The sequence below is a fragment of the Pseudomonas entomophila genome, assembly GCF_018417595.1.
Lineage (GTDB): Bacteria > Pseudomonadota > Gammaproteobacteria > Pseudomonadales > Pseudomonadaceae > Aquipseudomonas > Aquipseudomonas entomophila_C.
This window is the reverse complement of sequence record NZ_CP070982.1, coordinates 2,923,172-2,945,767: the sequence shown is the minus strand read 5'-3', so window position 1 is coordinate 2,945,767 and position 22,596 is coordinate 2,923,172. Positions and strand designations below refer to the sequence as shown.

Annotated in this window: 17 protein-coding genes; 11 read left to right on the top strand and 6 right to left on the bottom strand. The window is 61.9% G+C overall.

Going from position 1 to position 22,596, the window contains the following annotated elements:
• Positions 1–83 precede the first annotated feature (83 nt).
• The gene (locus tag JYG34_RS13040; RefSeq protein ID WP_213661054.1) at positions 84–722 is read left to right on the top strand and encodes a DsbA family protein; all 639 of its coding nucleotides are present in this window, start codon (positions 84–86) and stop codon (positions 720–722) included.
• An 86-nt stretch (positions 723–808) separates the two neighbouring features.
• On the opposite strand, the gene JYG34_RS13035 is transcribed toward JYG34_RS13040, so the two are convergent.
• On the bottom strand, positions 809–1,417 hold the full coding sequence (locus tag JYG34_RS13035) for a glutathione S-transferase (protein WP_213661053.1): 609 nt from the start codon (positions 1,415–1,417) through the stop codon (positions 809–811).
• A gap of 155 nt (positions 1,418–1,572) precedes the next feature.
• Here JYG34_RS13035 and JYG34_RS13030 point away from each other — a divergent pair, with 155 nt between their 5' ends.
• The 5 genes from JYG34_RS13030 (at position 1,573) to JYG34_RS13010 (ending at position 6,153) form a co-directional block, all read left to right on the top strand.
• The gene (locus JYG34_RS13030; RefSeq protein WP_213661052.1) at positions 1,573–2,508 is read left to right on the top strand and encodes a cyclase family protein; all 936 of its coding nucleotides are present in this window, start codon (positions 1,573–1,575) and stop codon (positions 2,506–2,508) included.
• Positions 2,509–2,674: 166 nt separating this feature from the next.
• Positions 2,675–3,577, top strand: coding sequence for a LysR family transcriptional regulator (locus JYG34_RS13025; protein ID WP_213661051.1), 903 nt, complete (start codon positions 2,675–2,677; stop codon positions 3,575–3,577).
• 95 nt (positions 3,578–3,672) lie between these two features.
• Positions 3,673–4,470 (top strand): SDR family NAD(P)-dependent oxidoreductase, encoded by a 798-nt coding sequence (locus tag JYG34_RS13020; RefSeq protein WP_213661050.1) that lies wholly within the window; start codon positions 3,673–3,675, stop codon positions 4,468–4,470.
• Between the two features lie 21 nt (positions 4,471–4,491).
• Positions 4,492–4,899 carry an SRPBCC family protein gene (locus JYG34_RS13015; RefSeq protein ID WP_213661049.1) on the top strand — a complete coding sequence of 136 codons (408 nt, stop codon included), beginning with the start codon at positions 4,492–4,494 and terminating at the stop codon, positions 4,897–4,899.
• Between the two features lie 267 nt (positions 4,900–5,166).
• Positions 5,167–6,153, top strand: coding sequence for a zinc-binding dehydrogenase (locus JYG34_RS13010; RefSeq protein ID WP_213661048.1), 987 nt, complete (start codon positions 5,167–5,169; stop codon positions 6,151–6,153).
• Between the two features lie 94 nt (positions 6,154–6,247).
• Here the strand turns inward: JYG34_RS13010 and JYG34_RS13005 are convergent, their stop codons facing one another.
• Positions 6,248–7,258 carry an aldo/keto reductase gene (locus tag JYG34_RS13005; protein WP_213661047.1) on the bottom strand — a complete coding sequence of 337 codons (1,011 nt, stop codon included), beginning with the start codon at positions 7,256–7,258 and terminating at the stop codon, positions 6,248–6,250.
• Between the two features lie 284 nt (positions 7,259–7,542).
• On the opposite strand from JYG34_RS13005, the gene JYG34_RS13000 reads away from it, so the two are divergent.
• The gene (locus JYG34_RS13000) at positions 7,543–12,516 is read left to right on the top strand and encodes a hypothetical protein (protein WP_213661046.1); all 4,974 of its coding nucleotides are present in this window, start codon (positions 7,543–7,545) and stop codon (positions 12,514–12,516) included.
• A 231-nt stretch (positions 12,517–12,747) separates the two neighbouring features.
• Here JYG34_RS13000 and JYG34_RS12995 read toward each other — a convergent pair whose 3' ends face one another.
• From JYG34_RS12995 to JYG34_RS12980, 4 genes are all read right to left on the bottom strand, one after another.
• On the bottom strand, positions 12,748–13,395 hold the full coding sequence (locus tag JYG34_RS12995; protein ID WP_213661045.1) for a dTMP kinase: 648 nt from the start codon (positions 13,393–13,395) through the stop codon (positions 12,748–12,750).
• A 146-nt stretch (positions 13,396–13,541) separates the two neighbouring features.
• The gene (locus tag JYG34_RS12990) at positions 13,542–13,964 is read right to left on the bottom strand and encodes a hypothetical protein (protein WP_213661176.1); all 423 of its coding nucleotides are present in this window, start codon (positions 13,962–13,964) and stop codon (positions 13,542–13,544) included.
• Positions 13,965–14,010: 46 nt separating this feature from the next.
• Positions 14,011–16,158 (bottom strand): hypothetical protein, encoded by a 2,148-nt coding sequence (locus tag JYG34_RS12985; RefSeq protein WP_213661044.1) that lies wholly within the window; start codon positions 16,156–16,158, stop codon positions 14,011–14,013.
• Positions 16,145–17,347: a DUF3142 domain-containing protein gene (locus JYG34_RS12980; protein WP_213661043.1), complete on the bottom strand. Its 1,203-nt coding sequence runs from the start codon at positions 17,345–17,347 to the stop codon at positions 16,145–16,147. The genes JYG34_RS12985 and JYG34_RS12980 overlap by 14 nt, the downstream gene beginning before the upstream one ends.
• A gap of 146 nt (positions 17,348–17,493) precedes the next feature.
• Here JYG34_RS12980 and JYG34_RS12975 point away from each other — a divergent pair, with 146 nt between their 5' ends.
• From JYG34_RS12975 to JYG34_RS12960, 4 genes are all read left to right on the top strand, one after another.
• Complete coding sequence (locus tag JYG34_RS12975) at positions 17,494–20,085, top strand: hypothetical protein (RefSeq protein ID WP_213661042.1); 2,592 nt, start codon at positions 17,494–17,496, stop codon at positions 20,083–20,085.
• 228 nt (positions 20,086–20,313) lie between these two features.
• Complete coding sequence (locus tag JYG34_RS12970) at positions 20,314–20,832, top strand: GNAT family N-acetyltransferase (RefSeq protein ID WP_213661041.1); 519 nt, start codon at positions 20,314–20,316, stop codon at positions 20,830–20,832.
• A gap of 3 nt (positions 20,833–20,835) precedes the next feature.
• Positions 20,836–21,870, top strand: a complete 1,035-nt coding sequence (locus JYG34_RS12965) for a GSCFA domain-containing protein (RefSeq protein ID WP_213661040.1) — start codon at positions 20,836–20,838, stop codon at positions 21,868–21,870.
• Positions 21,839–22,561, top strand: a complete 723-nt coding sequence (locus JYG34_RS12960; protein WP_249746276.1) for a hypothetical protein — start codon at positions 21,839–21,841, stop codon at positions 22,559–22,561. Before JYG34_RS12965 ends, JYG34_RS12960 begins: the two co-directional genes overlap by 32 nt.
• Positions 22,562–22,596: the final 35 nt, after the last annotated feature.

Here is a 22,596-nt window from a genome sequence, read left to right as displayed (position 1 = left end):
ACACAATACGTTTGTTTTGTATGCATTTAAACATCAATACCTGCGCGATAAGATTTCGACCCTATCGTCAATGGAGTTCCCTCATGAGCAAGACCCTTGTCTACCTCTTCGACCCGCTGTGCGGATGGTGCTATGGCGCCGGTGGGCCTTTGCCGCAGGTCCTGGCGTCCACAGGTGTCCACTTGCACTTGATCCCGACGGGCTTGTTCGCAGGCGACGGCGCCCGCGCCATGGACGATGGCTTCGCGGCGTATGCCTGGAGCAACGATCAACGTATTGCACGCTTGACCGGGCAAGTGTTCAGCGAACGCTATCGCGATCAGGTGCTCGCTGACCGGAACCAGGCGTTTGATAGCGGCCCCTTTACCCTGGCACTTTCCGCCGTGAGCCTGACCGCACCCGAGCGCGAGTTCGAAGCGCTCAAGGCGATCCAGGCGGCGCGTTATGTCGACGGCCTGGATGTGACCCAACTGGACACTTTGGTACAGGTGCTGGGTAAGCTCGGCCTGAATGCCGCCGCCGAGCGTATCGCCCATCCGGACGATGCCCTGCTCCAGTTCAACCGGGATCGTGTCACCGAGGGGCGCGCCATGATGCGCAAGTTTTCCGCCCAAGGCGTTCCGACATTCGTCCTGCTGCAGGAAAACGCTGCCCCACGCTTGCTGCACGCCGGCGCTATTTTTTCCGATACAGAGGCGTTCGTCCGCGAACTGAACGAATAAGCACTGCGTCCCTCCCCGCCCCGCCTCAGTCGATCAAGCGCGCATCGCGAACAGTCGGGGGGCACTGATCGCGCGGCAGTGGGCCTTCAGGTGATCGGATAACGCTTGAACAGGTCAGTCGCTTCCAGCCGCGCCGCATGGGCCTTGAGGGCCGGGAAGTCGTCGGCCTTGACCACCTCTGGCAACATCAGTTGCATGAACGACCAGACCACGGCAGTCGTGAGCGCAGCCTGGTCTGGACGTTCGTCTCGCGATTGTCGTGCAGCCCAGTGCTTGTTCAATTCGGTGCAGGCCGCCAGCAATTGCCCGGTGACGCGCTCGACCCACGGCAGGTGAAGCTTTTCCGCCGGACGTACTCTGTGCTCATAGACGATCTGCACGGCCTTTTCGCATGCCGCCAGCGCAAGCCCCAACGTGCTGAAGGCAGCGGCCAACGCTTGCGGCTGCTGCGGCAACAGTGTGCTGGCGGGGTCGCTGAGAGACTCGAAATAGTCGATGATCAGCGTCGAGTCCATGAGCACCGAGCCATCGTCGAGCACCAGGGTTGGCGCCTTGACCACCGGATTGATCCGGGAGAACGCTTCGAACGTGCTGAATACCGACAACGGATCGTGCTCGAACCTGACGCCCAGCAGATCCAGGGAAATCGCCACTCGACGCACATAAGGCGAATCCAGCATGCCAATAAGTTTCATCCATTACCCTCCTTAGTTAATTGAACGATTTGTCATCATAGAACCATTCCCTTGCCCCACACGCAAAACTCCTTGTCCCACCAACCGCTTTTTCCCATCGCCCCCTGTGCCCAGAATCCGCCCCTGACATGCTTTCGCACTCAGGAGCCCCCGAATTGCACTACGTCAAACCCCTGCTGCTCACCCTCGCCCTGGCCACCACCGCCCAAGCGACCCTGGCCGCCGACTGGCAAACCTCCCCCTACGGCAAAAACGACGAAATCGGCGCCGCCAACCTCCTCACCTCCGAAGTGGTCAAGCAAGCCGTCTCCCTGGTCAAAACCGGCAAGACCTACCCCCTCGCCGTCCCCGTCAGCAAGGACCTGCCTGCCTTCCGCCACCGCAGCTTCCACCTCTACAACATCCAGCCCGGCGAACAGGCCGGCCAAACCCTGGGCAAGAACAAGTTCAGCTTCAACGATGAACTGGTCAACGGCTGGACCGGCGTCGGTACCCAGCTCAACGGCATCGGCCACATCGGCATCGACAACGTCTACTACAACGGCAACAAGGCCGCCGACTTCGTCACCGTCGAAGGGGTGACCAAGCTTGGTGTGGAAAAAGTGCCACCAATGGTCACCCGCGGCGTGGTGCTGGACATGACCGCCTACTATGGCAAGGCCATCGTGCCTGGCGGTACGTCGTTCACCGTCAACGACATCAAGGCGGTGCTGAAGCGGCAAGGCATCACCCTGCGCAAGGGCGACGTGGTGCTGTTCAACACCGGCTGGCTGGAGCTGATCGGCAAGGACAACCAGCAGTTCCTCGCCACCGAGCCGGGCATCGACCTGCCGGCGGCCGAGTGGCTGGCCGACCAGGGCATCGTCGCCTTTGGCGGTGATACCTGGGCCTCGGAGGTGTACCCGAACCCCACCGGCGAGGAGTTCCCGGTCAACCAGTTCATGCTGGCCAAGCGCGGCATCTATAACCTGGAGCTGATCGACACCCGCGCGCTGGTGCGTGACAAGGCCTTCGAGTTCCTGTTCGTACTGGGGCAGCCGCTGTACAAGGGGTCGACCCAGGTCAACATCAACCCGGTGGCGATCCACTGATCAGCCGGCCTTTCAAGGTGTTCGACGTCAGCGTTGCAGCGCCTATGAGATCGAGCGCCGCTGCAAGCCTTGCGGCGGGCACCTAGAGGCCTAAGTAACGACGATAACAGGCTAGCCAACGGAGGGCTGCCCTAGTAAAACTCAGGGCTGTCCCCCTGGAGGTCTCATGCAGGATCTACGTCAGTTGCGCTACTTCGTCGCCGTCGCCGAATGCGAAAATGTCGGCCGCGCGGCGGAGCAGCTTCATATCTCGCAATCCCCCTTGAGCCGGCAGATCGCCCAGCTCGAGGACCATCTCGGCCTGGCGCTGTTCGAGCGGCGCAACCAGCGCCTGTTCCTGACCGCCGACGGTCGCACCTTCCTGTCCGAAGCCCGTGGCCTGCTCAAGCATGCCGAGCGCCTGGAGTCGCTGGGCAAGCGCCTGGGCCGTGGCGAGGAAGGTGGGTTGTGCATCGGCTATGTCAACCACGCCATCCATGCCGGCGTGCTGCCCGGCGCGGTGCGGGCGATCCGCGGCGAACGACCGAACATTCACATCGCCCTCTACAACATGACCCCGAGCGAGCAGTTCGAGGGCTTGCGCCAGCGCAGCCTGGACATCGCCCTGGTCTGCGAGCCCCCGCCCGCCAACGACCCCGACCTACGTGGCCATCCAGTGCTGGACGACCCGATGCTGCTGGCGATTCCCGCCGAGCACCCGCTGGCCGCCAAGACCGACCTCAGCCCCGCCGACCTGCATGAGCAGGAGTGGATCATCACCGGCGGGCAGCCCGACCAGCTCAATAAGCGCGACGATTTCATCGCTCGCTGCGCCGACGCGGGTTTCACCCCGCGCCTGTCGCTGGAGGCCACCGACCCGCTGAGCGTACTCGGCCTGGTGTCCGCCGGGCTGGGCCTGGCCATGGTGCAGAGCAGCCTGTCCGCCAGCGCGGGCACTACCGTGGTATTGCGTAAGCTTGAGTGGTTCAGCCCTTGCGTGAAGCTGTGGGCGGCCTGGCACCAGGTCGATCTGCGGCCAATCGTGGGGGTATTCCGCGAGCGCGTGCTGGCCTTGGCCGATCAGACTTAGCAGGTCTTAACTCAGTCGAATCAAGTCTTTTACAGTCTGATCGCGCGTCACTAGCATGGCTCCCATCGATGCAACTCATCCACAGGAGCCATTCCATGAACATCGACCTCGGCGGGCGTACCGCCATCATCAGCGGCTCGACCGGCGGTATCGGCCTGGCCATCGCCCGCGGCCTGGCCCGGGCCCATGCCGACGTGGTCATCGCCGGCCGTAGCCAGAAGTCGGTCGACGCCGCCCTGGCCGAACTGCGTGCCCAGGGTGGGCGTGGCCAAGTACACGGCCTGATCGCCGACCTGGCCACTGCCGAAGGCGCCCAGGCGCTGATCGCCGCTCACCCGAGCGCCGATATCCTGGTCAACAACCTGGGCATCTATGACGACGTCGATTTCTTCGATGTCGCCGACAGCGAGTGGAGCCGCTTCTACGACACCAATGTGCTGTCCGGTGTGCGCCTGGCGCGCCACTACGCACCGGGCATGGTCGAGAAAGGCTGGGGGCGGATCCTGTTCATCTCTTCGGAGTCCGGCGTCGCCATCCCGGCCGACATGATCAACTACGGCGTGACCAAGGCGGCCAACCTCGCCGTTTCCCACGGTCTGGCCAAGCGCCTGGCCGGTACCGGTGTCACCGTCAACGCGGTGCTCCCCGGCCCGACCCTGACCGACGGCGTCGCCAATCTGGTGGCTGAAGCCGCCAAGGCTTCCGGCCGCAGCATTCGCGAAGAGGCCGACCACTTCGTGCGCAGCGCCCGCCCGAGCTCGATCATCCAGCGCGCCGCCGACGTCGACGAAGTCGCCCACCTGGTGGTGTACCTCGCCTCCCCTTACTCCTCCGCCACCACCGGCGCGGCCCTGCGGGTCGACGGCGGTGTGGTCGACAGCCTCGCTATCTGAATTCACTCCGGAGATTCCCCCATGGCCAACGCCCATGCATCCCTGAACACCCCACACAGCCCCGACCAGGTCTGGGCCCTGATCGGCGGCTTCGACAGCCTGCCCGACTGGCTGCCGTTCATCCCTGAAAGCCTGTCCAGCGAAGGCGGCCGCGTGCGCTCGCTGAAAGACCCGGACGGTAACGCCATCGTCGAGCGGTTGATGGCCTTCGATGAGCAGCAACGCAGCTACAGCTACGCGATCCTGACCAGCCCGTTCCCGGTGACCGGCTACCTGTCGACCCTGCGGGTCAAGGCCGACGGCCAGGGCAGCCGAGTGGAGTGGTTCGGCGAGTTCACCCCGGTTGGCGTAAGTGATGAGCAAGCCACCGCTTTGTTCACCGGCATCTACGAAGGTGGCTTGCAAGCCCTGGCCAAGAGCCTGGGCTGAGAGGAACACAAGAAGCCGCCATCAAGACTGTTTGGCGCTCATTGGGGCTGCTTTGCAGCCCTTTGCGGGTAAACCCGCTCCCACAAGTACAGCGCAAACTCCAAAAGCTGCGCAGTTCTGTGGGAGCGGGTTTACCCGCGAAGGGGCGCAAAGCGGCCCCAACTACATTGCTGATCCCAGCTCAACACACCTTTGCCCCGGCACTGCTATATCCCTGCGCCTCACCTCGCTACCCTGCCCCGTTTGTCCCCCCTACGAGAACCTCTCATGTCCATCACTCATCGCGCCTGGGGTTGGACCCCGGGCGCAGGCCTGGACGGCCTGCAACTCATCGATAAACCCTTGCCTGAAGTCGGCCCCGGCCAAGTGCTGGTGGCCAACCGCGCCATCGCCCTGAACCCGGTGGACTGGAAGATCTGCGAATGGGGCCATGCCGACTGGCGCCAGGGCACCGTGCCCGGCGTGGATGGCGCAGGCACCGTTATCGCCGCCGGTGACGGTGTCGACCTGCCACTGGGCTGCCGCGTCGCCTATCACCAGTCCTTGTCCCGCGATGGCAGCTTTGCCGAGCACTGCCTGCTGGATGCCAGCCTGGTGATGCACATTCCGGCCAACCTCGACACCACCGCGGCCGCCGCCGTCCCCTGCCCCGCGCTCACGGCTTGGCAGGCCCTGGCCAAGGTCGCCGATGGCGCGTCCCGTGATGTGCTGGTGGTCGGTGCGGGTGGCGCGGTGGGCTTCTATCTCGTCCAGTTGGCGGTGCAACGCGGTCTGCGCGTGTGGGCCACGGCGGGCGAGAAACACCATGATCACCTCAGGCAACTGGGCGTGGTCGGGGTATTCGACTATCGCGCGGGCGACTGGCAGGCAGGCCTGCAAGCGGCCCTCGGTGAGCGCCCGCTGCATGCGCTGTTCGACACGGTCAGTGGCAGCCATGCCGCGAGCCTGGCTCACTTGCTGGGTTACAACGGCCACCTGGTGTGCATTCAGGACCGCCAGGAAAGCGCCCCACTTCCCGCTTTCAGCACGGCGATCTCGCTTCACGAGGTAGCGCTCAATAGTGTCCATGCCCATGGCCGACTGCTTGATCGGCAGGCATTGAAGGTCGAAGGGGAGCGTTTGCTGCGGATGGTCGCCGATGGCCGGCTGCTGGCGCCGGGGCGCCTGGATTTTCGCTTCGAGGCGCTGCCGCAGGCATTGCGCCAACTCAAGGATGGCAGCGCGTCGGGCAAGTGGGTGACGCGCTTGGCGTGAACCGGATGTCCCAATGAAAACGCCGCGCTTGACCCTTGGCCAAGCGCGGCGCGGAGCTAAACAGGGCTGCGCTGCAGCCCTGTCCTTTTCACGCTCAGGCTACCGGAACAGGTGCCAGTGCGTTGATCAGGCCTTGTTGACGCAGGTCGTTCCAGAACGCTGCCGGGATGACTGCGCTGAGGGCCGCAAGGTCTTCGTTGGCATGGGCGACACGGGTGGAACCCGGGATCGCCGCGACCACCGCCGGGTGGGCCAGGGCGAACTGCAAGGCGGCTGCCTTGACGTCGACACCGTGGGCACGCGCCACCGCGCGGATGCGCTCGAGCTTGGCCAGGATTGGTTGGGTCGCTTTCTGGTACTCGAAGTGCTCGCCACCGGCGGTCACGCCAGAGCTGTAGGGGCCACCGACCACGATGCCGACACCCTGCGCCGCCGCTTGCGGCATGACGCGTTGCAGTGCGCGGTCATGGTCCAGCAGCGAGTAGCGCCCGGCGAGCAGGAAACCATCGGGTTGCGGCTCGTCCAGATCGAGGGTCAGCTCGATCGGTTCGACTCGGTTCACACCCAGGCCCCAGGCCTTGATCACGCCCTCTTCACGCAGGCGGGTGAGCACGCGGAAGGCACCTTTACGGGCCGTTTCGAAACGCTCCAGCCACTCGTCGCCGTAGAAGTCCTGGGCGATGTCGTGGATCCAGACGATGTCCAGGCGGTCGGTTTTCAGCCGGCGCAGGCTGTCTTCGATGGAGCGCAGGGTCGCATCGGCGCTGTAGTCGTTGACGATGCGGTTGCGGTTGCCGTGCTCGAACAGGCCGCTTTTTTCGCCGAGTTCACGGCTGGTGGGGTCTTCCAGTTCGTCGAGGATGATCCGCCCGACTTTGCTGCTGAGCACGTATTCGTCGCGAGGCCGCCCGGCCAGGGCATTGCCCAGGCGCGATTCGGAAAGGCCGGCGCCGTAGAACGGCGCGCTGTCGAAGTAACGCACACCATTGTCCCAGGCGGCATCGACGGTGGCTTGCACCTCGGCCTCCGGTACGTTGCGGAACATGTTGCCCAGTGGCGCGGTGCCGAAGCCCAGCGGGTTGGCGATAAGGGATTTGAGGTTCATGGGTGTATTCCTGGTAGGGGGAGTTGCTTGTGAACTCCAGTGGCGGCAATCCTATGCCGCCCCTATCTAGACCGTCCAAGTCATAATTCGACAGACTTGAGACCTTTCAGGTATGACTCTGAGGGCCTTCGTGAGATTGCAACGCTGCCGCTGACCCAACGCAGTGTCGGCAACCCAACCTCGGCTAAGCTGCTAGCGCAAACCCTGCCATTGTCACCGCAAGCCCGCCTCATTGCGCGTTTGAACACCCCCGGTCAGCGAACACTCGTTAATTCAGGATGAATATGACAACTTCCCGTGTCTGCATTGGGCAATCTGCCAACCTTGTCGATGGACTCAACCCCCACTGGACCCTGCAGCAAGGCCTGCCCGGCCTGCTCTATCCCATACCGGAGCAGCCGCTGGCCACGCGCCCGGCGCGTGTCGTCGAACCCCGCGGAACCTGGTCCTTCCCCGAACTGAGCCTCCACGAAAATGCACTGAGCCTGCTGGATGCATTGATTCCTTTTCAGGTGGTCTCACCCTCCAGCGAGGTCGACGCGCCTTGTATTGGCGCGGGCGCCCTGCTCGCTGGCGCACAGTCCAGTCAATCGTCGCTGCAAGCGCTATCAAGCACCCTCGGGGTCAGCCTGGATGATGAAGGCTTGCGTTACGTACTGGTCAAGTTGACCCGTGTAGATGGCACCGACACACACGCCAGCGCCGCCAACGGCATCCTGATGCATGTCCGCCCAAGCCAGCCAGACCCCGCCTATGGGCTCACCCCAGCGTTCCTTTCCAGCGCGACCAAGCTTGCCCACGCCGGCCGCTCTCGCCAGCAGGACTATGGCGAGCAACTGACCGTGCTCAAGGCCCAAGGCTTTATAGATACCTTTGGCGTTTACGGTACTCACTATGTCAGCGCCGTAACGCTGGGCGATACCATCCTGCAGGTATTCGCTTACCGAACCGAAGCATTTGCAAGAATTCGCCAGGCCTACGCCAACGGGCGCAATCCGTTGTCAGGCCCCAACACCCATTACTTTGACCAGTTCACCACAGACAGCACCATGAGCCCATTGGGGTACGTGGCACAGTACGGTAAGTTGCTTTGCCTGAGCGATTGCAGCGCGTTCAATCTCAGTGTGCAAAAGGGTGATTGGGTCGACCCTCTCTGGTCGCACCAGAGCAGTATTTTTGCCCCGTTCATAAGCTCCACGGCACTCACACACCTGGACCTGGCGGATAGATTCGTCGAGCAGACGACCGTACACGTGCAACTGGCCAGCCTGGCATTGATGGTCGAGCAAAAGCGCGGACTGCTCTGGCAGCGAATCTTCAAAGGGGCCATGGTGCAGAAGTATCGCGACCGCATCGGGGCCAACTTTGCGGTGTACGACACCCGCGATTTTTCCAGCCTGCTGCCAGAAGACACTCAGGACGTGGTGTCCTTCATTGCCACCCCGAACATCAACCTCTTCAAGGCTCAGGTCGATCTGGCCACGTTGCAGCTCATCGCGCCGCAACAGGTTCGGGACTTCACCCTGCTGGCCAACGTCCTGTCCATGAGCCAGGGCACTGCGGTCGATGTTCCCGGTGCCCAGGTCCGGCTGTTCGGGCAAGTGATCGACATGCGGACGCAGGGGCAGCCGCGCGCTATCCGTTTGAGCAACGATGCCTACGGCACGCTGCAACTGAGCTGCGATGAGTTTCTGGGCGCCCTGGCCATCAGCGATCACCAGGGTGATCGTTACAGCGTGATTGTCGACGGCCTGCGTTTCGGTCTGCGTGGCGACGGGCCGCGCGCGCAGCCGTTCATCGAATCGGATGTCCGAGGCACCCCGGCAAGCGACTGCCTGCCCGCACTGATCGACAATCTGGAGTTCTCCATGAGCTTTGCCGAGGCGGCGCTCTGTGATCGGTCCTCCAGCAGCGCCACAGGTCTTCAGACGCTGATCAAGCAGTACCTGTCGTGGTTGATCGAACTGCTGCCGGGTGACAGCAAGGACGAACGGACCACCACATTGCGGGTGAGCGCCATGGACCTGTTGCGCTGTAGCGACGATGCCAGGCAGGAGAGCTATGTACCGCTCCTGCCGTTCGACGATTACAAGGCGTACACCAGCAGCATCATCGAGTACCTGGAGCGCATCCAACTGCAGATCGCCCAGAATGAACAGCGGCTTGCCAATCGCAAGCAGCAGGAGCTGCTGGTCGAGGTTGGCAACACCCTCAATCAGAACATCATCCAGTCCGGTGAGTTGATCAGCGCCGTGATCAGCGCCAACGCCGCGCAGTTGCAAGACCTGGAGTCACTCCAGCGCTCACTCGTGGAGCAAGGCAGCGCGGAGGCCGAGCGTCAGCAGCGCATGCTCAACGACCTTGACAGCCAGTTGTTCGAAGCGCGCGCCACGGTCGATTTCGCCGTGCAGAAATACAAGTCCGCCGTGGAGCGCTGGCAGGCTCATGAGGAACTGAAGTTCGGCCTTGAAGTTGCCACCCAACTATTCAACCTGGGCACCGCGATCGCGGCACCGGCCTCCTCCATTTCTGCCGTCAAGGCGTTGGGCCTTACCGCCCAACGCATCCAGAAAACCCTGAAAGTGTTGAACGCCACCGTCGAGCTGTACTCAGGGGTGACCACGGGCCTTGACGGATTGTCTGCCGCACAGCAGACGCTCGATGAACTGCAGGAAGCATCGTTCGACCGCCAGAGCCTGTTGACCTGGGATGAACTGCCCGTGCAATTCAACCAGATCATGGCAACGGGGCCAGATGTGGCGGAAAAAAACACCCTGCAAAGCGCGTTCTCCATCATGATCATGCGCGGCAAGGCGGTCGTCAGCGCCCGCGCTTCGCTGCATGGCGTGCTGCGCGACCTTTATCAGAACCAGCAGCGCCAACAGCTCAACGCCAGGCAGCTCGATCGTTTTGTGGCACTGCAGCACAGGCTCAAGCCTGCCCGTGTGGAGGCGCTGGATGTCGACAACATCGACCTGGTCGCGCTCACCAGCCAATTGGCCTTCGTTCGCAACCAGATGCTGGCCATCCTGGGCAAAGCCTTCCTGTTGCAGGACCAGGCCTTGCAATACACCTATCTGCAGCCGGCCACGCCGGTACCGTCAGCCAGCCTGCTCGGCTTCAGCAGAGCGGTGGTTCAGCAACACGCCAATACCCTGGCGGCCAAGACAGCCTTGGCGCCCTACCAGGCGTCCCGCACCCAGCCCATCGAAATCGTCATCAGCGGCATACGCCCTGAGGCCCTGACCCAAGGCAACAGCCTGCTGAAAACCCTTTACTTGGAAACAACCGAGTTCAAGGAGTACGTGGATGCTCGTGTCGTGGCCGTCGTGGCCACCGTCGAAGGCATCAAATCCACCGACAGCGGCAACTACCTGCTGCGGCTCGCCTGCAATGGCACACCGTTTCACGACCGTAACCTTCAGCGCAAGCGCATGAGCTTCCACACGCCTGGACGTGAACGCATCTACAGCTATCGGGCCAACGATAACGCTCCAAACTTCTCGGACCAGGGGCAGTCCTGGTCCGACGGGGTCAGCCGCATCACCCCGTTCACCAACTGGGAAATCTCTCTGCCTGCCAGCAAGGTCAACGCAGGCCTGACCTTTGATCGCGAACTGCTCACGGTCCGGCTGTCCTTCGTGTTGGAGGCACGCATTGTCGATGCCTACGGCACGCGAGCGCCACTGGCGCGTGCGCGGCTTGAATCAGGCACTGCCGCCACCTCCCCCACGACGTCGCAAAGCCTGCTCAACCAGATGTTTACCGAAGGTCCCTGCACGAACAACTGGGACGTGGTATTCAACATGCGCCTCGACAGCATCAACGAGGCATTGGCCGCACAATACGAGCGTTTTAATACGGACTCGCAGTTCACCAACAAATTCGTTTACGAAAAAGATGAAGATCTGAAACACCGCCCGAACGCCACGACCATTCGAACCAACCACCTCGAGTTTGAATACGGTTATCCCAAGCTTGAGTTTTCTGCGAACGACACCTCGACGGTCACGGTGAAGATGAAAATCAGCAAAGGCTATTTTCAAACGTGGGAGCGCAGTTTGAAGCACCCGGAGGATCCTATCGAGTACAACCCCAAGGAGATAATGGACGGAGAAACACTGACCATCGCCGCCATCCCCCTGCAGAAGGTCAGTGGCGTTATCAATAGCGAGAACCCTGACGGTACGCCGAGCTCGACCAGCAACACCTTGGCGGTGACGTTGGCGCTGGCCGAAGGCGTATTCAACCTGGATATGGATTTCAGTGACGCCGAAGCAATGATATTCAACGAGGAGCTTCAGAATCACTTCAGAAAGCTTAATTTCGTATTTGAAATCAATCGACTGGACCTGAGCAATGTCCCGACGTTGAACGAACTCAAACCCAACGGGTTCAACTTCAAGGTCCTCAAGACCCCGGCCGGCAATGAAATGCTCCAGCTGTTCATCATGACGGGAGACCGCCCGATGCTGGACAAGTCGTGCATGTCGCTCAACGATATTGCCGAACCGCTGCCGGACGATCAGCAATGCAGCCTGTTCGTTCGTTCGTCGTTGGTGTTCGGCAGTATCCTGCCTGCCAGTTTGCGCAGTGACAATGGCTGGACCCTGCGGGGTATCGACCCGCAAGCCGCGCACACCTCCTGGTCGACTGAATTCAGCCAGGCCAACCTGGGCGCAAGCCTTGACCTGAGTGCCTTGAACCACACCGCTTCAGTGGGCGGTGGCCAAGTCTACGATTGCACCTACACCTTGCCCAGTGGGGGCCAAATCACCTGTTCGCTGGCGGGCACTCAACTAAAGGCACAAGCCAACGGCCAGTTGCACTTCACCGGCAGCCATAAACAGGCCTTCGATTTCTTCGAGATCAGGTCCTATCATGGCCATGAGAAGGAGAGGAACACCTGCTCGACCGATGTGTCACTTGCCGTCAATGCATACTTGCCACTGTCTGTCAGCGGCCAGGGGCGCGAGCAAAGTATTCAGATCAGCCTGGAAAGCAAAGCCATCACCCTGGACGGCCACCTGTCCGGTGGTGGGCCAAGCGGCACGGACGACCTGAACGCACAGGTCAACCAGCAGTGCCGGGATCAACTGCCGGAGCAGGTCAAGCGCAACCTGTCTTTCTCGTTCGATCCGATTTCAGTGTTCGCCCTGAAGAACCTGCTCTTTCCGGAGAAAAACTACATCACGTTCAGTGCCTGCGCCGTTCCGGGTGACCTTGTGCTGCTAGGCCGCTTCAACAAGCAACCCTGAGGCGACTGTAAGTGCAACATCCCGCCCTTGCTCGAGCATGAAGGGCGGGATGCCAATTACCGGCAATGGCCGCAAGAGCGCTTCCATCGAACAACTACCCCTTCGACAGCACAATCATGTGTGAACGGCGTCCCTCGCCAACCACTTGGTATCGAGGCGTCGAACCGCCGCGAAGCAGGCACCACGGTGCTTGGCGCCGGCCTTGCCGGTGTTCGCCAGCAAGGCTGGCTCCTACCGTTTGGGGGCCGGCCCACGGGATGCATGCGCGTACCCAAGCACACCATGGATCTCTGAAGCCACCTGCATCGTTGCCGCCTCGATAGTGCCTTCATTACGGCACATCACCCAGCCGTTATCTGCAACTGCCTGCTCGAAGGCCTCGGTACTGGCGACATGCTCTTCCAGTTCATGCATCACCGTACTGCTCAACCCGCGGGTCCGTGCCGCAGCCCTCGCCCACGAGATTTCCGGGGCGGTGACGACCCCGACATGCAGGTCCGGCATGCGCACGTTGCGTTCGATGTTCAAGCGCAAAATCTCTGCAAACGGGACCAGCCGGCGAAACGCGGCATCGGAGGGGTACCAGCGATCGATCAGGATGATGCTGTCCGGTGGCTGCTTGGGCAGTACGTGCTGCGAAATCCAGCTACGGCTGTCGGCAAAGCGCTCGCAAATGCTCAGTTCCAGCTCCCGGCAGGGGTTCCTGACGAACTGGTTGACCAGGGCCATGGTTTCACCCCGAAAGGGATCGCTTTTCTTCTCGCATAGGCGGATCACCTTCCTGTTGTCCGCCCTGAGGGCTTGGGTGACGGATTCCAGCAACGTGGTCTTGCCGGTGCCCTTGGGCCCATCCAGGGAAATGAACAGCGAACGATTCATGCTTCAGACAACTCGTTGATGTGTGTGGCCTCTGTTGGGGCGGCTTCAGCCGCGATGAAGACACCGCGGTGGCAGGCACCCGCTTCGCGGGTGATCGCGGCTAAAGCCGCTCCTACAGTTACAGTATCGGCACGAAGGTGGCGTCGTTACGTCAGGCAGTAGAACTCGCTGACCTCTGCCACGATCTTGCCCTCGGCATCATACAGCCTTGCCTCCGGCGTCATGGCCATGGAGCGCGCTTCGAGCACGTATCGTTGTCCCGCCTTGAAGTGCGCGTAACTCACGGTGAGATAGCACTGCCGGACGGTGGGGCCGCCCATCATGCTCATCCCTCCGCCACCATTCACTTCATAGTCGAACCGGACGACCAGTTCATGGCCACCCGGGCTGACCTGGAAGAACCGGCCGTCGCTCAGGCGCTGTTTGTCCAGGCGCTCGGCCAGCAGCACGCGGTCATTGGGGAATGGCATCGAGAAAGCGACCCAGGCCATCTGCGGGTTGGCGGCCGGCATGGGAGCCTGGCAACCCGCGACGGCCGTGATTGCCAGCAACAACGTCAAGCTGCGCATGATAGATGCCTCGACGACAGTCATTTGACAACACATTACCCCTCGTTCAGGCCTTCGTCTTGCGCCGTCTGATCCACAGCCAGGCAACGCCAGCCAATGCCGCCAACCCCAACGGCAATATTTGCGCCTTGTACGGCCGCAGCATGTCGCGCGCGGCATCCAGCGCCTCGGTCACATAGCGCTTGTTGGCCTGGTCGAACCGTGGCGCTTCACACTGCTTGCCGAAATCCTCCGCCCACTCGACGAAAGGCCCTTGCTCGACATAGCGCTTGTACAGGGCACTTTCCTGATCGCTACCGGGCACCCACCCGGCCGCCGTGCACAGCACCGCGGCGAAGGCCTGGCTGCTGTGCGGCAGGTTGTCCGCAGCCTGGTTGGCCAGGTCGGCGGCGACATAGCGGTAGTGATAGCGCAGGTCGGGCTTGGCTTCGGTTGCCTGCTGACGCTGCAGCTCGCCAGCGCCAATCAACGGCCCCGGCTGTATTTCGGCGCCTCCCAGGCTGAAGCCGCCTCCCAGCCAGGCATAGTCCGGCGCCATCTCGTAGCCCAGGATTTCCATGCCGGACGTGCGCGCCAATGTCGCCGCGCCATACAGTGCCTCGGCTCGACCGGTGGCGGTCCAGCGCGAGACAGCGTCCTTGCGGTTCTGCACATAGGCCTTGGCGTCGACTTGCAGGTGTGGCGTGTCGAAGTAGCTGGGTGCCTCGTCGTAACGCCCTTCACGTAGCAGGCGACGGCCGAGCAGTTCACGCAACTGCGTCGCCACCGGTCGCGGTACGTAGCCGCCCTCCTCTGCCTTGGCGGCCGCTGGCGCCGGCACATGGGCATCGACATACCCCTTGAGCTCATCGAGGGTCAGCACCCGCTCGGCCACGTTCGCCGCATCCTGCCAGTAGACCTCCTGGCTGCGGTACAGCTGATCGAATGCCTGCAGGTAATCGCCGCGCTCCAGGGCCAGGATCGCGCCCTCGCCTTCGACCCGGCAGCCGGGCTTGACGCTTTCGTAGTCCCAATCGGGCGTTTGCCGCGAACCCCAGGATTCGTCGCGGGGAAACGCGGCGGCAGCCTTGGCGTAGGCAGTCGCCGCCTGGGCCTTGTCACCCTCGCGCAGGGCGAGCTTGGCGCGCAGCCACCATGCCAGGCCGGTGTCGCCGGCATGGCGCAAATAACCTTCGGCAGCGGCGAAGTCGCCCTCTTGATAACTCAGCGCAGCCAGCCGGTCGGCATCATCCAGCTTGTCGCCGACACTGGCCTGCAGCAGCCGAGGGAGGCGCCGTTCTTCAGCCGGCTGCTGCCTGTCGTAGTCCCAGCCGATATGGCTCAGCAGGTACGCGGTGAGCAGCTTGCGCGGCATGGGTTGCCGCAACAGGGTTTGCAGTTGCTCGTCCGGCATGGTCACCAGCTCGTCGGCGAGCTGCCTGAGCGAGCTGTAGCCATTGCCCGAGCCCAGGCGGCTCTGGCTGGCGTAGAGCTGCACGGCGCTGTTCCAGTCGCCGGCGAGCTTGGCCAGGCGGGCTTCCTCGCCAAGGCTGGCCACCCCCAGTTCGAGCGGGTCGCTGAAGCCTTCGGCGCTGAGGGCGCGAGCCTGCTGGAAAGCCTGCCGGGCCCTGGCCTGCAGGGCCTCTGGTGCTGGCTGCAGGTCGTCGCCGGCTTCGAGGCTCTGGGCCGCCAATGCCCGCCCCAGGGAATAGGCCGCCCAGGTACTGCGCAGCTTGCGCTGCTCGGCGGGCAACGCCAGTACCTTGCTGAAGTACGCCACTGCCTGGGCAGTGTCACCGGTGTCGAACGCCACTGCGCCGGCGATATACAGGCGCAGTTCGTCCGGCAGGTCGGCGCCTTGCGCTTCCACCTGTTGCGGATCTTGCAAGGTGCGCAGCCGCGCGACCTTCTCCCGCAGGTTTTCCGGCAGCTCGCTGGCTTCGACCTGGCTGCGCTGCGCACGGTACGGCCGATCATTGTCGTCGCTGTCCCAGTAAGGCGTCAGGGTGACTTCAGTGGTGGGCTTGAGGCCCGCCAGCGGCAGGCCGAGGCGGTTGACTTCGAAAGCGAAATTACCTTCCGGCAGCTCGGCCAATGCCTGTGCCCGATCCCTGAGCAACTGCATCGGGAAGTCGGGGCCACAGGCCAGCGCCGTGCCGAAGGGCACGCTCAGCGACAGGCACAACAGGTGCCGGGGCCAGTTACGGGTAGACATTCCATGCTCCTTGATCGATTCCTTGGCAGCGTGCCCAACCGAGCACGCGCCGGCCCCCAGCCGCGACACGCGCGCTGGACTGGCGGTTGAAGACGAGGTGTTGGGGGGATGGCTGCAAGCGGTAACCGTTGAGCCCGTCCGCAGCGTCGCAAGCGCCGATGTTCAGTTCTACCCGCTCGGGTAGTGGCAGGTCGAGATTGCCGACATTGGCCAGGCTGATGTCGTAGAGCCCGTCACGCCCGGTCGTTTCGACCTGCCACTGGCTGGCCAGCGCGTCGCCGCGCGCCACCGCCTTGAGGGTGGTCAGGCTCCAGGCGCGACGGTCGCCGGGCAACGGCAGGCGAAACCAGATCAGCCCGGCCAGGTGCGCGGGCGGCTGGTTGCGCAGTTGCCGCCCCAGGTCCGATAGTTGGTGCGGATCGGCCAGCAGCTCTCTGCGCTCGCCGGCAAGGTTCAATGGGGCTTCGCTTTCCACCACGGGAGCGCCGCCGGTATCCGGCAGCAGTGCGATGCCATAGGCGGGCAAGGCGAGGTAGAACGGCTTTGCGCTGACGCGGCTCCATCGTTCGGCCCATTGTCTGGCTTTCAGTGGATCGAACAGACCCCGCCGTGGGTCGCTCACCGCATGCACCTGCAGCACACTGCTGTCCACCGCCTGTAGCAGTGCAGGCAGCTGCGGGCTGTCGAGCCAGGCGGGCAACGCGGTGATGCTCAGTTTCAGGCCGGGCGGCAGTTGTTCGCGCAGGTTCAGGAGAAAGTCGGTGTAGCCCGGCAGGCGGGCGCTGCCACTGTCGTGGTCGATTTCAAGCCCGCTCAGGGGCACGCCGACAGCCTGCCAGTCGGCCAGCAGTTGCGCGATCTGGGTGCGTGCCGCCTCCTGGTCCAGCGCCGGGAGTTGGCCGTCCAGGCGCACGACCGCGATTACCGGCCGGCCATCGGCCTTCAGTTGCGCCAGGTCGACCAGCGCCCTGCTCCACCCGGCCTTGGGCTGGGCCTGCAGCGCCAGTACCCGCAAGGTCTTGAAATCCGCCCGGCTTTCGGCCAGGGCCTGGGCATGGGCAGGCCGCCATTGGCGTTGCCAGATGTAGAGTTGCTGGTCGAGGGGCGACGGTGGTTCGGGCTGGCAGCCAGCCAGCGCCCCGAGAACGACACAGGCAAGCAGGCGGCGCAGGGACAGGGTGACGGGCATACAGTCCTTTGTCTGGCGCGCACGGGCGCCGTTGCGAGGTGGCGATATTACCTCAACGCAGCACCTCGCGAACACGGTCACGCTGCCGCTGGACAAGCCGTGTCGGCAGCTCTCTAGGTGTACGGTCCCGGAATGAGTGGTGCGTAATGGTACGTTCCGCAACTGGTAGTTTTGCCAGTTTTCATGTTCCTCGTCCCCGCGCTAGCGTGATTTTGCATCAATTTACGATGCAAGAAAAATCAACCGAGGGATTGGATATGAGCGAGACAATTGAGACGCCGCCTGTTGATCCGGCCACTGTCGTGGCGGACGATCCGCAGGGTACAGGTGGTATTGAAGAACAACGTATTGAATTTGATGCATATTTGAAGACACGCTACCCGAATGAGGCTGCTAGCGGATTTCCCAGGCCAATGATTCTGGGGGCGACTTGGCCGATCACGAGTGCCGACGTAGGCATCAATAATACTGAAGTGTGGGACCCGGATGACGGCGTGGTTATCATTATTCCGCTTTACAGCGGCATGACCCTCAATGAGCAGTTAAAATTCTGCTGGGGCGATCGAACTGCCACCGTAACGATTCAGCAGGTTGACATAAACAATAAATACGCATCAGGGAGATGGCCCAGTTCGGCGATAACGGAAGGCAAACTCGATGTTTTCTATAAAGTACTTCGCAATGGTAAATGGGTAGAGTCACAAAAGTTATCGACCCTGGTGCGGTTCGGCCAGCCGGGGCACGAGGGGAGTGGTACTCCGTCGGAATTGCCAAAGCCTATTATCACCAAACCTGCTAGCGGCAAAGTGGGTTTGAACGAAGCGAAGGCCGACATCGAGGTTACGATACCTGCCTACAAGCGCATGAGCGAATTTGATACCGTTTGGCTGCATTGGGGCGATGAAGTCATAAAGTATGTAGTAAGGAAAGCGGAGATTGGCAAATCAATTGTTGTCAAAGTCCCCGAAAGCGTGGTATTGGCGGCAGGTGATAGTGATGCGTTACCCGTGTATTACTTTGTCAGCGATGAAGTCGATAACGAGTCCGAGTGGTCGGCCGATACTCATGCCAAGGTTGAGGTGGCTGCATTGACCTTCGTGGCTCCGAACGTGATTGATCCTAGAGAGCCAGGCAACACCGCGCAATCCATCATGGACCTCGACAAGAGCGGAGGCGAGGGATTACAGATCAAGGCGAGCGGCTTTCAGGTCCATGACACAATTGCGGTCAAGTGGAGATCCACTACCGAAAGTGGCATGGTTGAATTGTTGGATCTTGGCACCGTCGATATCAAGTCGGCTGATGAGGTCGTGCAGTTTACAGTAGCTCAAGAAAAGCTGCGGTTCCTCACCGGTGGTTCGGGCCACGCCTACTATGAAGTAACGCGCAATGGCGTGGTTACAGTGTCAAAATCGGCTCACGTCAGCTTTGTTGGGTCGCTTTCCGACTCACCGCCCGCACCTACCATTGAAGGTGCGGAAAGTGTAGAAATGGGCTGGTGGGTCGACGCGGACCTGCCTTTTGCCTTCGCAGTGGTCCCTAAATCTGCCAATCTGGTTGACGGCGATATGGTTAACGTGGTCATGCGCGGCACGGCAGCCGATAGCACCACGCTGTTGTTGATTCCTCGCAATCACAGGGTCACCGAAAGCCAGGCGGGTAAAGAATTGAAGCTGCGGTTGAAGGGGGCGAGTTTTCTCAAACCACTGGATGGTGGCTTCGTCGATATGTACTACACCATCAAAAGGGGCAGCGGAAAGGTTGAGTCAATCCGTGAGCGCTTCTATATTGGTTACATCCAAGAGACTCTGCCGGCGCCGACCACCGAAATTGATCTTTCGCCATCCAATAACGTACTGGATCCTACGCGACCGGACTACGCACATGGCGTATATGTCGAAATCCCAGAACTGGCCAACGTACCCACGCCTTGCACCTTTACGTTGGTATGGGAAACCTCTGCGGGTGGCTATCACGAGCAGGAGCAGAAAATCGAGGTCGGTGATGAAGTGACAGCTTTTCTGGTACCGGCCGAAGAGTTGAAGTTGGATGGGAAGGCGATCGAGGTCACGGTATACTATATTGTCTCCCAGGAAGACAAGCCTGATCGTGCATCTGCTGATTTGATATTTACCATTGCGACACCCGATTTGCTGATTGCCCCATTCGAAGTGAGCTCAGCTACGATGTACCTGAGGGGAGGTGTGGTAGAAATGATGCAGATGCAGAATAACGCATGGCGCGTCGTAGCACCTCGGGTCAATGGCGTTCATGCAAGAACCCAACAGCGGATACCCATGGGGGGCAAGCCACCTTTCAGGTACCAGTCTTCCAATCCCGCAATTGCCGCAGTGGATGGGAGTGGCCGGGTGTGGCCTAAACGGTCTGGTTCGGTTAGTGTCACTATCACGGACAGTAAAAATAACGTTGTAAGTTATCCCGTGCAGGTCTCGTATTGTTTCAAGGTGCTGGTAGGTCAGGGCAATTATAACCTGCTGGATGCCGAGAAGCTGGTCAGAGATTACTATGGCACCTATGTGAGCGCTGACGTCATGCAGGATCTCCATACACTTTATGGTTATCCGTTACCGTTAGGGCGCCATACATGGACTGGTCAACGCCTTCACTGGCATGGTGGTGGCTCAGGGTACTTCTACCATATGACGACTAAACAGCTTCATTCGGCGAATACGAATAACACTAACGTACTAGGTGCAATGATGATGCAGCCGATCTAACTGAACATTCGGCTGCTCGGGCCCTGACGAAGGTTCTGTTTAACTTCGGTACCATCGCCAGGGCTCTTTTCGATGAAGCTATCCTTAAGAATCCAAGCGCCCGCTGAGACCCTCGACGCCAGTTCGATGATCAAATCGCGCCCCATCAGCGTACACTCGAAAACTTGAACATCCCGATCACTGCGCGTACAAGACTCCTTGCCCTCCCGACCCTGCAAGGAGCACCGGATGCTGGAGCTGCACACCGATCGGTTGTACCTGCGCCCCCTGATCGAAACCGACTGGCCACTGTTCCTCAGGCTCCATCGCGAGCCCGATACCATGCGCCACGTGTTCGATGATCTGCCGGAAAGCGAGGTCCGGCGCGGCTTCGAACACCGTCTCCCGCTCTGGACAGCTGAAGCCGATCACTGGCTTTGCCTGGTGATGACCGACAAAGCCACCCAGCAAGACCTGGGTGTCACCGGCTTGCGCATCCTGCGCCCGGGCCATGCCGAGGTCGGTTACCTGCTGCTACCGGAACACCAAGGCCAGGGTTTCGGCACCGAGTCCCTGCGAGCGGTGATCGGTTACGCCACGACCGTCGGCCTCAGCACGCTGGAGTCCACCATCACCGACGGCAACCTCGCCTCCTGCCGGGTGATGGACAAATGCGGTTTCACCTTCGAACGCCGGGAACCCGAAGCCTACCTGCTCGGCGGCACCTGGCGCGATGACCTCATCTACCGCCTCGACCTGCACGGATAGCCCATGAACCCCTACCAATGCCTGCCGCCGCGCGCTTTCTGGCGCACGGCGGTCGCCGACAGGCCCGCCGAACAGATCGGCGAGCTGTGGTCACCCGCATTCGAGATCGACGCCAAGGACGCCATCGTCACCGCCGGCTCCTGCTTCGCCCAACACATCGGCCGGGCGCTGGTGGCGCGCGGGATGAACTGGCTCGATGCCGAACCGGCCCCGGTCGATATGCCCGAGGACGAACGCAAGGCACGCCAGTACGGCGTGTTCTCGTTTCGTACCGGCAACCTCTATACCCCGGCGATGCTGCGCCAGTGGCTGACGTGGGCCCTGGGCACGCAACCGCAGTCGCACGAGACCTGGCAGCACGAGGGGCGCTTCTTCGACCCGTTCCGTCCAGCGGTGGAAACGGCAGGCTTCGACAGCGAACAGGCACTGTTCGATTCGCGGGAAGCAACCCTGGCGGCGATCCGTCTGGCCGTGCGCCGTGCCAAGGTGTTCGTCTTCACCCTGGGGCTGACGGAAGCCTGGGCCAACCGCGAGAGCGGTGTCGTGTACCCGGTGTGCCCGGGCACCGTGCGTGGCGAATTCGATCCTCGGCTACATGAATTTCGCAATTTCGGCTTCAACGACACCTGCCAGGCCATGATCGACGCCATCGCGCTGATGCGCACGGTAAACCCCGCACTGCGCCTGCTGCTCACTGTCTCGCCGGTCCCCCTCACCGCCAGCGCCACCGGCGAACATGTGCTCAGCGCCACCACCTACTCCAAGTCGGTGCTACGCGCCGTGGCCGGCCAGCTGTGCCAGGACCTGCCACAGGTGGACTACTTCCCGTCCTACGAAATCATCACCGGCACGCCGTTCAAGGGCGCCTTCTACCAACCGAACCAGCGCGAAGTGACGCCTGAAGGCGTGGCCTTCGTAATGCGCCAGTTCTTTGCCGGCCTCGATGCCGAGCCTGCGCCAGCGGCATCTGCGCCCCCCCCTTCCCTGGCCTGCGAGGACCTTGTCTGTGAAGACGCCATTCTCGACTACTACGCCTAGCTTTCTTCTGCTGGGCGACTCACACGTCGGTGTCATCGGCCAGGCTGCAAAGGCGCGGCAGCTGCCGTTCAGCGGTGGGCCGCTGGGTGCCGGTCGGGATTTCGGGGTGGACTTCTTCAGCCTGGCACCCGACGACGTGGTGTTCCGCGACGCCGAACTCGAGCGGCTTTACCGCCAGGCCCTCGCCCAGCTCGATGCCCCCAGCCTTGGCAAGATTCCCGGCCCGCTGGTCAGCAGCATCGGCCTGAGCCTGCATTACCTGGCCACCCGGCAGAACTGGCTGTGCTACCAGGGCGTGGATGGCGAGTTCGACTCCGGTTTTCTCGAAGGGCCGTTGTTCGCCACGATCATCGACAGCTTGTCGCGCCCTGCCCTGGCGTTTTATGAGCAGGCGCTTGGCCTGGGTCTGAAGGTGTACGCCGTGCTGCCGCCGCAGCGGGTGCCGCCGATGGCCGACGCCCGGGTGTTCATGGCGGCCCAGGCGCTGCTGATCGAGCACCTGGCTGCCTTGGGTGTCGAGCTGGTCGATGTACGTGCGGCGGCGAATGACGACCAGGGCCTGCAACGCGCCGAGTTCTGCGAGCTCGACGACCCGTTGCATGGCAACCTGGCGTTTGGCGAGCTGGTGTTGGGGCAGTTGCTGCGTCAAGTTCCTTCGAAGTCTCCGGCATCGGCGTTGCGGCCCTCATGAGACCGAGTGTGGCGCATCGCGGATGAATCCGCTCC